Consider the following 13106-nt stretch of genomic DNA (forward strand, 5'->3'; position numbering starts at 1 on the left):
CTGGGTTCCGCCGTGCACCGGCCGTGACGTGGACCGTGGTTACGCGCCGTCGCGCAGCACCACGTCCTGGCTGACCGCCTCCAGACCGCCGTTGTCGCGGTTCTTGATCATCTCGGTGAGGAGGTAGCGCCGGGCCTTGACGGTCGCGGTGCGCTGGAGGTCGTCGGGCGTGACCTCCAACGGGACGCCCAGGCCGGTGATCCCGGCGGAGGCGGACTTCCAGACCTCGGGGTCGAGGGACTTCCCGTCGCGCATGCAGACCACCGGGACCGGCTTGCCCTGCTCGTCGGGGACGACCACGATCTCCTCGGCGTTGGGAATCCGCTCCAGCAGCACGTCCTCGATCCACAGGCAGCTCTCGACGCCCTCGATCCGGTCCGCGATGCGGTCCAGGATCTCGATCTGCCCGAGCCGGCCGCGCCGCCCCCAGTCGCCGGTGTCGAACCACTTGCCGTGCCGCCGCTCGGCGAACTTCTCCGGCGTGCCCACGAACGACAGCGCGCGGGCCGGGGTCTTGACCTGGATCATGCCCGGTTCCGACTGGTCGGAGCGGCGCTTGCCGGTCTCCGGGTCGGCGATCCTGGCCCGGATGCCGGGCACCTCCCAGCCGACGCTGCGGGTGTCGCGGCCCTTGAGCCGGCCGAACGAGCCACGGGTGTACGGGCGGACCGACACCACCTGCGTCTCGGTCATGCCGTAGCACTGGAGCCAGACCGGGTACTTGCGCTTGGACGCGTCCAGCAGCGCCTGGATGGTGCGCGGGTGCATCGCGTCGAAGGAGTTGAAGTACAGCCGGATGCTGGAGAACGGCTCCGACGGATCGTCGATGATCCGCTCCCAGCCCATGAAGTTGTTGGGGTGCGACTCCAGGATCGTGGGCCGGTACTGGGGCAGCAGCCGCAGCATCGTCTCCTCGTCGGGCCTGGCGATGCCCAGCAGCGGGGTGCCGCGCGAGAAGGACGCCATCTGCGTGATGGCGGCCCGCACATGGACGTGCGAGATGGCGCTGGCGAACAGCTCGTCGGGGGTGTGGAAGCCGGGGAAGATCGACTCCATCAGGGCGTTGTAGGACACGCCCTTGGCGGACGCCTCGGCGAGCTTGGACACCCCGGTGGTGCTCGACGTGTGGGTGATCAGCATCGGCTCGTCGTCCTTGAGCGGACTCGGCGCCGGAATCCGGCCGCCCCACAGGTCCGCCACCGGTATGCCGCCGTCGATGTCGGCGATGGCGGTCATGCCCAGGTGCCGCAGCCGCTCGCCGTCCAGCCGGGCGTACTTGGCGACCTCGGGGTCGGTGACCAGGAATTTCGCCTGGAGGCGCTCCAGCAGGATGTTGATGATGTCCGGGTCCAGGCGGGCCGACAGCAGCGCGGGGATCGCGCCGATCCTGGCGGTCGCCCAGGCCAGCGCCTGGATGTCGTAGTTGGGCGACTTGACGATCGCGACCCGGTCCCAGCGCTTGACGCCCGCGGACTTCAGGACGGCGGCCATCTGGTCGACCAGGGTGGCGAATTCGACGAAGTCGAGTTCGACGCGCTGCTCGGGGTCCCAGGTGAACGGCTGGTCGAGGTAGATCGGCACCCGGCCGTGCTTCTCGGCCGCGCGCTCGGCGACCAGGCCGACGTTGAGCGGCTTGACCAGGGCGACCCGGTCGGGCTTGAACTGGGCCTTGAGCATCTTGGCCGCGTCCAGACGCCGGGCGGAGAGCGGGATCTTGGACCGTGTCCGGTCGCCAGCGATCGAAACCATACGACTCATCCCTTCCTGCGGGTTGCCGTGCCGACACCCGTGCGATCGGTGGTTGCGTACTTGCGGCGCTCGTCCGCCATGAGCCGTTCGTATTCGTTGGGGTCGACCAGCAGATGGCCGGACGAGTCGTGGAACCGCTTGTCCTGGCGGCGGCGGGCGTTCCTCAGCTCCGACCACATCTGCGCGCGCGAGGGGAGGCTGACGGTCTCGGTCAGCAGGTCGCCGACCCACTCCGACTGGAACTCGGCCAGCGGCATCAGCGACATCATCGAGTGCAGCAGGCCGATGAAGTACAGGCCCTCGGTCTCCGGCGGCACCACCTGGTGGTAGAGCGCGGGCGCGTCGTCGCCGTCACCGACGAGGGTGTCGTCGAGGAAGGGGTAGTCGATCTTGTAGCCGGTGCAGTGGATGATCACATCGGCCTCGGTCTCGGTGCCGTCCGAGAAGCGGACGGTACGGCCGTCGACCGTGTCGATCACCGGCTTGGCGGTGATCCTGCCGTGCGCGATGGCGGGCAGCAGCTCGCTGCTGGCGACCAGCGGCCCCTGCCCGACCTTGTACGGCGGGTCGGGCAGCCCGTACGCCGACATGTGGCCGTGCACCAGCTTGATCATCAACGTCACCAGCGGGCGCCGCTGTTCGACCGAGAGCTTCTTCATCATCGGCGACAGCTTGTCGATCGGGCCGCCTTCGAGGATCTTCGGGACGACGTAGTGGCCGGTGCGCACCGACAGGTACGTGGCCTCCGCGACGCGCGACACCTCGGTGGCGATGTCGGCGGAGGTGGCGCCGAGACCGATGATCACGACCTTCTTGCCCGCGAGGTCCGCCGGACCCTCGTAGTCGTAGGAGTGCATCTCGGTGCCGGTGAACTTGCCCTCGTACGAGCCGAAGAGCGGCAGCCCGTGCCGCCCGCCGGAGGCGACCATCACCGCGCGGTACAGATGCGTCGTGCCGTCGCCGAAGGTCACCGCCCAGCCGCCGCCCGCCGCCTGCTCGACCCGGCTGACCTCGGTGTCCAGTTGGATGTGCTCGCGCAGCCCGTAGTGGTCGACGTAGGAGTCGAAGTACCGCGCCACCTGGGTGTGGTGGGGGTAGTCCGGGTAGTCGTCCGGCATCGGGAAGCTCGGGAACTGCATGACGGTCTTGGAGGTGTTGGCGAACAGCGCCGGGTACGCGCAGCTCTTGCCGCCCTGCGCGGGATACCGCCACAGGCCGCCGAGTTCCGAGCGCCGCTCGTAGGCGTCGAAGGCGATGTCGCGGATCTTCAGCGAGCGGCACATCGCGATGCCCGCGGAGCCCGCGCCGATGACGCAGACCTTGTCCCTGCGGTCCTCGGGCGCGGACGCGGCATCGGCCACCGGCTCGTGCGTGGTGGTCATCAGGACTCCCCCGCGCGCTCGGTGCTCGCCAGCGCCAGCAGGCCGAGCAGGGTCGCGGTGGCCGCGGCGCTGGTGTCGACCACGGTGGACTTCTTCAGCCGGCCCTTGCGGTGGCCGAGGATTCCGGCCGCGACGTCGAGGCCGTCGCAGAGGATGCCGGCCTTGAGCAGCAGCCTGCGGGTCTCGCCCCTGCTGGCCAGGACGCCCACGATCAGGGCGATGTTGCGGGCGGCGAACAGCCGGACCAGGTACTCGCCGTCGGCGTCCTCGTTGATGTGCAGCTTCTTCGCCCCGATGGCGGGCGCCAGGAACGCCGCCGCGCCGACCGTACGCAGGGTGCTGAGCAGAACAGCCGGCGTATCGCTCTTGTTCATAGTGATGCGAGTTCCTCTCGCGCCTCGGCCATCGACATCACGTCGTGGCACTGGGAGCCGGTGTCGGTGGGAATTCCTTGGCGAAGCCGGTGAGCCGGACGACGACTCCGGCCTGCCGCAACATCTCGATGTCCGTCTCGGGTTCCGCGGACTGCTCGGGGAACGAGATCCCGGCCGGCAGGTCCCGGCTCAGCACGCGCTCGGCCGCGCGGACCGCGCCCATCGCGCTGAGGTGGCCCTGGCCGCGGGTGTCGAGCAGATCGATGGAGACCGAGCGGTTCGCGCTGTGCGCGGTGACGGTGAGCCCGCAGAAGTCGCCGGTGCCCGCGCTCTGGAAGAGCGCCGCGCGCACCCCGTGCAGCGGCGGCTTGGTCAGCGCCCGCAGCGCGCCCGACCGCTTCAGCCCGATCATCGCGTACAGCGACGGCACGCTCTGGAGCGCGATGCGGGTCTCGACCGTCGGCACGCCGAGGGTGAGCGGCACGGTGGTCTGCTCCAGCGTGCTCACATACGCGGCGGGCCGCTCGTTGCCGTCGGCGCAGCGCACCAGGCGGCGGCCGGTCAGCGGGTGCGTGGGCTGCCGCCTGCCGTCGCGCATCGCGTAGTACGGCCAGGCCAGCCGTTCGGCGAAGCCCCAGGAGTCGGGGCCGACCTTGTCGTCGGACGAGGACAGCACCGCGATCTCCACCCGCTCGGCCTGGCCGAGTTCGCGGACGGCCGCGGCGGCCATCAGCGCGTTGAGCCCGGCGTACCAGGCGCCCGACAACAGCACGGGGGACGTGGGCCGTTCACGCGAGACCGCGACGGTGACGTCGAGAATCCCGGCGTGGCCCGCGCGGTTGATGTCCGCGATCGGGATACCCCGGCGCATGGCGTCCACGATGAGGTGGTCGCCGGGGTCGCTGACCACGGCGAGGACGGCCGCGGGCCGCTCGGGCAGCGCCCCCAGCGGGCGTTCGGCGCGTACGTCGATGACGGCGGTGCTCGCGCCGATCCGCGCGGCCAGCGCCGTCGCCCGTTCGGGGTTGCGGCCCGCCAGCACGATCGGCAGGTCGGGGTGGCGCTGCCGGATCAGCCGCGCCGCGTGCTCGCCCACCACTCCGTAACCGCCCACGATGAGCAGCGGCGGCCGGGCGGCGGCGCGTCTGGGTCTACTGGCCATGGCTCACCGCGCCGCTGATCGTGGTGTCCGGCTTGCGCTCCTCGCCGCGCTCCTCCGCCGCCCGCGCGAACAGCTCGCGGGCCACCCGGCGGCCGGAGTCGACGGCGCCGCCCATCGAACCCATCTGGTGGACACCGCTCTCGGTGCCCGCCCAGTGGATCCGGCCGATCGGCTCGCGCAGCGCCTTGCCGTACGCCGTGTACAGTCCGGGCGGGCCGAAGCCGTGGTAGCAGCCGCGGGTGAACTCCTCGTCCAGCCAGTTCTGTTCGACGAATTCACGGGGCTTGCCCGCCTTCGCGCCGAGCCCGGCGACCAGTCCGTCGAGTACGGCGGTACGCCGCTCGGACGGCGACAGGCGGGTCAGCGCGCGGGCGGCGGAGCCGGTGACGAAGGCCGACATCACGCCGGGGCTGCCGTCGGCGGGCGAGGTGTCGAAGGCGACCCGGAACGGGCCGTCGCTGCTGGTGATCTGGCCGCTGAGCCCGGCGGCGCGCCAGAACGGCTCGTCGTAGACCGCCAGGCACTTCATGGCGGCGCCCGCGGGCATCCGCTGCGCGAACTGGTCGCGGTAGCCGGGCAGCGAGGGCGCGTAGGTGATGCGTCCGGCGAGCGTGACCGGGATGGCGACGACGACCCACCGGCCGCGGTACTCGAAGCCGGGGCCCGAGACCACGACGGAGTCGGAGCGCTGCTCGATGGTGCGGACGGCGGCGCCGACGCGTACCTCGTCGGGCATCCGCGCGGCCATCTTCTTCGGGATGCTGTGCGCGCCGCCGTCGAAGCGGTAGCGCTGGATGCCGCCGCTGACCTCCAGCAGGTAGCGGAAGCCGCCGGAGGCGTTGGCGTAGTAGAGCACGTGCATCAGCGACAGGTCGGCCGGGCGGGCGCAGAAGGCGGCCTCGATCATCATGGTGATGAAGGCCCGCGCGGTGGAGGTGGTGACGTTGCGCTGCATCCACGACCAGAGGGTCTGGCTGTCCAGCTTCTCGGCGTTCGGCGCGTTCCACGGGCCGTCGGGCGGGACCGTGCGCGCCATGCGCTCGATCTTCAGGATCGCCTGGCCGAGGTCGGCGATGGCGGCCGGGCCCATCCGCCAGGGGAACAGGCCGGAGTACGCGTGGCGGCGGCCGTTGACGAAGGTGAGGCGTTCGCCCTCGTCGTAGCTGCGAAAGCCGGTCACGCCGACGGACTCGGCGGTCTCGGCGATCATCGTGCTCTTGTCGCCGAAGTACTCGCCGCCCAGGTCGACCGCCTTGCCGCCGCCCACGTCGAGGCCCTTGAGCCGTCCGCCGACGCGCTCGCGCGCTTCGAGCGTCTTGACGGTCCACCCGGCCTCTTTCAGCTCGCGGGTCGCCGTCAGTCCCGCCAGGCCCGCGCCGACGACGATGACATCGGCTTCCGCGCTGGGCTCGTCTGTCACATGCAGCACGTTCAGACCTCCGCGTTCTTCTGATCGGCGTCTTTCACTACGGAGCCGGTGGTCCCGTTCGCGCCGGCGGAGCCGTTGGAGCCGTTCTGCGGGGCCGGGGCCGGGGCCGGGAGCGGGTCGGCGGCGGCGGACGGGACGGGCCGTACGCGTACCGGCGGGGCCGCGGTGACGTCGGAGGACACCAACTGCGGGTGGCGGTTGATCCACCGGCGGCGCGGCTCGCGGGCCAGCAGCTTGACGGTCTCCCGCACCAGCGGCAGCCGCTTGTGCTTGCCGGACAGCATCATCCGTCCGGTGATCACGGCCATGTCGGTCAGCGGGAAGACCTCGTAGTACTTCGAGCGGTGGTGGTAGAGGTCGAGGAAGCGGCCGATCTCACCGCGCTCGGCCATGCCCTTGAGCGCCTCGGGGACGGCGGCGGGCAGCGCGCCCGCCTCGCCGAGGATGTTCGCGAGCCAGTAGTGGCCCTCGAAGCGGCGGTCGCGCCACTGCGTCCACAGCCGCAGCGTCTCGTCCTGGCCGAGCGCCGACACACCGGGGCCCGAGCGGCCGAGGGCGGCGACGATGGCGGGCGCGAGGCGCTCCACCTGGCGGAAGGCGTCGCCGATGCCGCGGCCGGCGGAGGGGTCCTTGAAGTGGCCCGCGTCGCCGACCAGCACCCAGCCGGGTCCCGAGGACTGCCGGAAGTAGCCCTCGAATTTGACGATCCCGGAGATCTTGGTGGCGATCTTCGCGTCGGCCAGCGCCTCCGCGGTCGGTTCGCAGGACCGCATGTGGGCCAGCAGGCCCGCTTCGGTGTTGCGGCGGAAGTACTCGCGTTCGTGTCCCTCGGGAGAGACGCCGACCAGGTACAGGCCGTTGTCCGCGGGGCCCGCCCACACCATCCGGTCGCCCCAGCGGTGGAAGACGAAGGTGTCGTCGGAGGACGGGTGGGCGCCCTCGAAGAAGGTGAAGTAGTAGGAGCGTTCGTTGGGTACAACGTTGTATTTGCGCGAGCCGACCATGTACGCGACCGTCGAGTTGCGGCCGTCCGCGCCCACGACGAGCGGCGCGCGCAGCACCGTCTCCTTGCCGTCGTGCTGGGCGCGCACACCGGCCACCCGGCCGCGCTCCCAGATCATTTCGACGACCTTGGTGCCCATCCTGACGTCGGCACCGGCCTCGACCGCGGCCTCGTGGAGGATCGAGTCGAGCAGGTGCCGACGCAGGAAGGTCGCGCCGCCCACGTCGTCGAAACGCAGCGGGAACTGCGAGACGACGTGGAAGTCGTTGAGCTTGGTGTCGGCGCGGCGCATGAAACGCACACCGGTCTTCTCGACGGAGTCGAGCACACCGAGGCGTTTGAGGAACAGGAGTCCGTCGGCCTCCATGAGGTGCGAGGAGAGCACCTCACGGGGGAACGTCGCCTGCTCGACCACGACGACCTTCAGGCCCGCGCGCGAGAGCAGCGTGGCGAGCGGCGACCCGGCACAGCGGGCGCCCACGATGATGACGTCGAAGTGCTCGGCGTCCGTACGGTTTCGCCGGATTTCGCTCCCGGCCAGGCCCTTGGTCGTCATGGTCTTAGCTCCGCGCCCTTTCGCCGGCCGGGACGATCTGCGAGTCCAGCGGACGCGGATCACCGTCACCCCACGAAATGCCCTGGAGGTGCGTGGTGCGCAGTCCCGCGTAGTTCAGCTCTCCGTACGGTCCGCCGGTGAGGCCGTTGCCACCGTGGGTGGAGAGGATGGAGTTGAACCCGATGTGCGAGTCGTTGACCTTCAGCAGGCCGCCGTTGGTCACGCCGTCGGCGAACCGGTGGGCGGTCTGCTCGTCGCCGGTCCACACCGAGTTGCGCAGCCCGTACTTGTTGGCGTTGAGGAAGTCGATGATGTCTTCCAGCAGCGCGTCGTCGTCCGTGGTCGCCTCGGGCACCACGACCGGCAGCAGCGGGAAGAAGGTCTCCTCGCGTACGCAGGACAGGTCCCGCGACTCGGTGAGTCCGTCGACCCTGACCACCGTCGGCAGGCAGAACATCCCGGTGCTCGATGTCTCGCCGTCGACGTCCACGCGCGTGCCGCCGCAGAGCACGGACGCGCCCTTGGTCTCGGCCTCGGACAGGAAGTCGAAGAAGCCGTCGACCTTCAGTACCGGGCTGAGCAGGATCTCCGGGTTCTCCGGGTAGCCGGGCACGATGGCCTTGGCGCGCTCCACGAACACCTCGAGGAAGCGGTCGGCGACCTCGGGGTGCACGATCGCGTACTTCGGCACCATGCAGATCTGGCTGGAGCCGTAGAACGACTCCTCCAGGGCCCGCGCGGCGGCTTCGAGATCCGCGTCCTTCCAGACCACGAAGCCGTCGTTGCCCGCGAGTTCCAGGATCGCCTTCTTGCCGTTGCGCAGACAGTCCTCGCCGAGCTTGAGGCCCGCGGCGCTGTCGCCGAAGAACAGGATGTCGTCCACCAGCGGGCTGGCGAGCCAGGTCCGCAGCACGGCCTCGGTGTGACCGCAGATCACATTGAGCGTCCCCGGAGGGGCGCCGTGCTTCTCCAGGATCGGCGCGAGGATGTCGCGGTAGACGAACATCACGCTCAGCGGCGTGGTGCGCGGCGCCTTCACCACCAGCGTGTTGCCCGCCAGGAGGGCGAGCACGCCCAGCGTGGAGTTCGAACCCGCCGCGTTCTGCGGGGGGTTGACGCACACCACGCCGTCGGGCTTGCGCACCAGTTCCAGCGTGCGGCCCTGCGGCGCGAACTCCTGGTGGAGCTGGCTCTCGTACCAGCGGACCGTCGGCTCGTCGCAGCAGCGCAGCATGCCGCTGACTTCCCACTGGGCGAGCCGGCGCGGGTGCCCCTCGGCGATCAGGATGTCGATGAGTTCCTCTGACCGTTCGGCCAGCGTCTCGTTGAACTCCAGGACGATCTGGCTGCGGGTCTCCTGCGGGAGGAGCCGGAAGGTCCGGCTCGCCCGGCGGGCCGCTTCCAGCGCCCGGTCGTTGTCCTCGGGGGCGCCCACCGCGCACCGGGCCACCACGGCCTCGGTCGACTCCACGGGCCGCCCGAGTTCCAGCGCCCGCTTGAGGTTGAACGTCGGGCGGTTCTCCTTCAGGTACGCCGAGGCGCGCAGGACGTACGTCCATCGAGCACCCTCGACGTCCTTGCCGTCGATGTACTGAGGGTAGGACCTCATGCCTGGAGGCCCTCCATGCTGGGGGCGACGAAGTCTTCCTTCTCGACGTCGCGCAGCAGGCCCTCGTTGTACCGGCCGTACGCGCCCAGGTCCAGCAGGCCGTGGCCGCTGTAGTTGAACACGATGGTGGCCTCCCGCCCGGTCCGCTTGCACTCCAGGGCCTTGTCGATGACGGCCCGGATGGCGTGCGAGGTCTCGGGGGCCGGGAGGTAGCCCTGGAGCTTCGCGAACGTGGTGCCCGCGTCGAAGACGGACACCTGCCCGTACGCCTCGGCGTCGAGCAGCCCCTCGTGCCGCATGAGACCCACGATCGGGGCGCAACCGTGGTAACGCAGGCCGCCCGCGTGGATGGGCGGCGGCACGAACTCGTGGCCGAGGGTGTAGGTGTGCACACCGGGGCCGCGGCCGTTGGAGTCGGCGAAGTCCAGCCGGTACTCGCCGTAGGTCAGCGGCGCGCACGCCTCCGGCTCGGCGGCCAGGATGGTGATGTCGGCGCCGTTGAGCTTGTCCTCGACGAAGGGCGAGGCGAAGCCGCTGAGGTTGGACCCGCAACCGACCGAGGCGATCAGGTAGTCGGGGGTGCGGCCGATCATCCTGAGCTGTTCCTTCAGCTCCAGGCCGATCACCGAGTGGTGCAGCAGGCAGTGGTTGGAGAAGGCGCCGACCGCGAAGCGGGTGCCCTCGTCGGCGTCGACGCACTCCAGCGCCTCGCTGACCGCGGTGGCCTCGCTGCCGGGGTGGTCGGGGTACTCCGCGAGGAGCTTGCGGCCGTAGTCCGTGGTGTCGCCGGGGCTGGGCCGCACCTCGGCGCCGTAGGTCTCCATCAGATTCCGGCGGTACGGCTTGGTGTGGTAGCTCGCCCGCACCATGAAGACCGTGAGGTCGAGGCCGAAGATCTGGCAGGCGATGGCCAGGGCGCTGCCCCACTGGCCGGCGCCGGTGTCGGTGACCAGCCGGGTGTGGCCGTCGCGCTTGGCGTAGTACGCCTGCGCGAGGGCGGAGTTGAGTTTGTGGCTGCCGCTGGGCGAGGTGGCCTCGTACTTGAACCAGATCTGGGCCGGAGTGCCCAGCTCCCGCTCCAGCGCGACGGCGCGGATCAGCGGGGTCGGCCGCCAGAGCTTGTACGCCTCGCGTACCGGCTCGGGGATCGTGATCCAGCGCTCCAGCGAGGTCTCCTGCGCGGCCATCGACTTGACGAACAGCCGCTCCAGCCACTCCCGCGTGACCTTCTTGCCGGTGGAGTTGTCGATGTACTCCTCGGGCAAGCGGGGCAGATCCGGGATGACGTTGTACCAACGGGTGGGAATCTTATCGACCGGAAGATCGACACGGTCGATTAAGCCGAGCGGCTTCATACCTTGCGTCCCCTTAAGAGCGTGGTTGCTGACGAAATGCAGTGACACTCGTACGGACCTGCGCATGCCTGACCGGGCCGGCACCCTCGTGGGGAATTGATTTCCGGCATGACAAAGTCAGGCATTGGGCTTTTGGGTGCGAAAAATCTCGGCGAGAGGAACGGTGAAGCGCGGTGGAGTCGTGCCTCGGCACAACGATTACTCAGTGCCTCGGCGGCGCGTCAGGCTCCAGCCGAAGTCACGAGTTGTGCGAGATCACGGATTGCTGTTCCCGTGGATTCGCGCCCGAAGGCACGGAGGGACGGGATGTCCGGACGTCACCGGCCGTACGGCCTGGTGGTGCGGGGTCGATCAACCGTGCATGAGAGGCCGACCAGGTGTCGGACCTCGAATATTCTCGTGCCAGCACTCGCATACCCCCGTATCAGTACTGGAATTGTTTGACAGCCTAGCGTCCGGCAGTTCCGATGGCAATACCATACTGGAACGCGTCCCGATGACCGGAACTCATCCCGGTGACCAGCGCATTTCCCCTGCGGGAGTCACAATGGGCTGGTCACCGGGACGCCGTCGCATTACTGACCAGATCGGTCAAAGTGAATTCCTGTGAAGCCCGGCGACAACGACAGTGGCGGCGGGCCGCTTCCGCGGGCCCGCCGCCACTGTCACGCTCGCCGTGCGGACGCCTGTCGTACGGCGCCGCGGGCGGTCCTCCTGAGCCGGGTCAGTGCCGCCCGGCGCGGTCCTCCTGAGCCGGGTCAGTGCCGCCCGGCGGGTTCCGTCAGCGCTGTCCGGCCGGCGCCGTCTCGCGGACGGACTCCTCGCCCTCTTCGGGCAGCTCGGGCAGGATGCCGGTCAACGCGCTCTCATGCAGGTCCTTGTGGCGCAGCGTCAGCGCGGCGATCACCGCGGCGACGAAGGCGAACACGGCGCACAGGGTCATGGCGTCGTGGAAGCCGGTGGTGAACGCGTCGCGCCCGGCGGCCAGCACCTTGTCGGCCAGGCCGGGGCCCGCCGAGTGCGCGGCCTCGTCGATGCTGCCCGCGCTGATCCCGTTGGCGATCTTGTCGCTCTGGGCGCTGGTGAGCGTGGCCGCGGCGTCGGACGCCTTGAAGGCGCTGGTGACGTGGTTCTCGAAGAACGCGCCCGCGACCGCGATGCCCAGAGCCGTTCCCACCTGCTGGAATGTCTCGCTGATGCCGGAGGCGACACCGGCCTTGGCCGGTTCCGCGACACCGATGGCGAGCGCCGCGCGGGTCGGGTTGAACAGGCCGAAGGCCAGGCCGATGACCACCAGGGCGGGGATGAGCGAGGTCCAACTGTCGCCCGCGCCGCTGAGGTGGATGAGCAACAGGCCGATGCCCAGGGCGAATTGGGAGGTGGCCATGATGACCCGGAACGGCACCTTGCCGGTGAGCCCGCCGGCCAGCGCGCCGAAGAAGAACATCGCCAGCGTCAGCGGCAGGAAGCGCAGGCCGGCGGACCAGGCGGAAGCGCCCTCGACGCTCTGCAAATACGTCGTGACCAGGAAGATCGGCGGCAGACCCGCGGCGTTGGCCAGGAAGGTCGTCGCGGACAGGCCGAGGAAGGTGCGGTTGCGGAAGAGCTGGGTGTCGAACATCGCCTGCTCGCCGCGGGAGCGCGCGACCGCGAGGAAGACCGCCAGGCACACCGCGGCCACCGCGTACAGCGCGATGTTGCTGCCGGAGAACCAGCCGTCGGTGTTGCCGCGGATGATGGCCAGCACCAGGGCGGCCAGCGAGAGCGTGAAGGAGACCATGCCGACGAAGTCGGGGGCGGCGGCGCTGGGCAGCCGCGATTCACGGACCTGGCGCATCGCGATCAGGACGGTGATCAGGCCGACCGGCACATTCAGATAGAAGATCCAGCGCCAACCGGGGCCATTGGTCAGCGCGCCGCCGATCAGCGGTCCCGTGGCGACGGCGAGACCCACCGCGGCGCCGAACGCGCTGAACGCGGTGGCGCGCTCCTTGCCGCGGAACTCATGACCGAGCAGAGCGGGGCCCACGGCGAACATGATGGCCGCGCCGACACCCTGGACTCCGCGGCTGACATTCAATACCCCGATATCCCCGGCCAGTCCGCAGGCGAGGGAAGCCGCGGTGAAGATGATCAGGCCGATCAGGAAGAGCCGCTTGCGGCCGGTCCTGTCCGCCACCGATCCGGCGGTCACGAGGAAAGCCGCGAGTGTCAGCGCATACGCGTCGAACACCCACTGCATACCGCTGAAGCTGGCGTGCAGTGAATCATGAATGCCGGGCAGGGCGACCGAGACCACACTCAGGTCCAGCATCAGCATGAATGTGCCGACGGATACCACTGCCAGGGTCCACCACCTTAAAGCAGCGGGGGGGTGGGGCGTTTCGGTCATGCCGACTCCAGAGTGTGGAAAGTCGCCGTATCCGGCGAATCTGGCTGCTGACTATGGATGGTGACCATGCCGTGGTGGAAGCACCGCTGCCGAGG

The 13106-nt window shown here is 69.7% G+C and carries 9 protein-coding genes; all 9 read right to left on the bottom strand.

The window, feature by feature from the left end; genetic code table 11:
- Positions 1-39: 39 nt before the first annotated feature.
- The 9 genes from ACFY9V_RS15275 to ACFY9V_RS15315 all read right to left on the bottom strand — a co-directional run bounded on the left by ACFY9V_RS15275 (position 40) and on the right by ACFY9V_RS15315 (position 12933).
- On the bottom strand, positions 40-1749 hold the full coding sequence (locus ACFY9V_RS15275; protein ID WP_355344300.1) for a class I adenylate-forming enzyme family protein: 1710 nt from the start codon (positions 1747-1749) through the stop codon (positions 40-42).
- 5 nt (positions 1750-1754) lie between these two features.
- On the bottom strand, positions 1755-3131 hold the full coding sequence (locus tag ACFY9V_RS15280; protein WP_391161565.1) for an NAD(P)-binding domain-containing protein: 1377 nt from the start codon (positions 3129-3131) through the stop codon (positions 1755-1757).
- Entirely contained in the window at positions 3131-3505 is a 375-nt protein-coding gene (locus tag ACFY9V_RS15285; protein ID WP_188281828.1) for a hypothetical protein, read from the bottom strand. Before ACFY9V_RS15285 ends, ACFY9V_RS15280 begins: the two co-directional genes overlap by 1 nt.
- 37 nt (positions 3506-3542) lie before the next feature.
- A complete protein-coding gene (locus tag ACFY9V_RS15290; RefSeq protein WP_355344312.1) occupies positions 3543-4667 on the bottom strand; it encodes a hypothetical protein in 1125 nt (374 codons plus the stop codon).
- Positions 4657-6096, bottom strand: a complete 1440-nt coding sequence (locus ACFY9V_RS15295) for an FAD-dependent oxidoreductase (RefSeq protein WP_391044483.1) — start codon at positions 6094-6096, stop codon at positions 4657-4659. The genes ACFY9V_RS15290 and ACFY9V_RS15295 overlap by 11 nt, the downstream gene beginning before the upstream one ends.
- A 2-nt stretch (positions 6097-6098) precedes the next feature.
- Positions 6099-7655: an FAD-dependent monooxygenase gene (locus ACFY9V_RS15300; RefSeq protein ID WP_391161566.1), complete on the bottom strand. Its 1557-nt coding sequence runs from the start codon at positions 7653-7655 to the stop codon at positions 6099-6101.
- A 4-nt stretch (positions 7656-7659) separates the two neighbouring features.
- On the bottom strand, positions 7660-9264 hold the full coding sequence (locus tag ACFY9V_RS15305) for an aldehyde dehydrogenase family protein (protein WP_355344320.1): 1605 nt from the start codon (positions 9262-9264) through the stop codon (positions 7660-7662).
- Positions 9261-10619 (bottom strand): TrpB-like pyridoxal phosphate-dependent enzyme, encoded by a 1359-nt coding sequence (locus ACFY9V_RS15310; RefSeq protein WP_188281833.1) that lies wholly within the window; start codon positions 10617-10619, stop codon positions 9261-9263. The genes ACFY9V_RS15305 and ACFY9V_RS15310 overlap by 4 nt, the downstream gene beginning before the upstream one ends.
- Before the next feature lie 781 nt (positions 10620-11400).
- Positions 11401-12933, bottom strand: coding sequence for a DHA2 family efflux MFS transporter permease subunit (locus tag ACFY9V_RS15315; RefSeq protein WP_391044479.1), 1533 nt, complete (start codon positions 12931-12933; stop codon positions 11401-11403).
- Between the last annotated feature and the right edge of the window lie 173 nt (positions 12934-13106).

Origin of the sequence: Streptomyces sp. NPDC008317 (assembly GCF_042955955.1) — a bacterium.
Classification (GTDB): domain Bacteria; phylum Actinomycetota; class Actinomycetes; order Streptomycetales; family Streptomycetaceae; genus Actinacidiphila.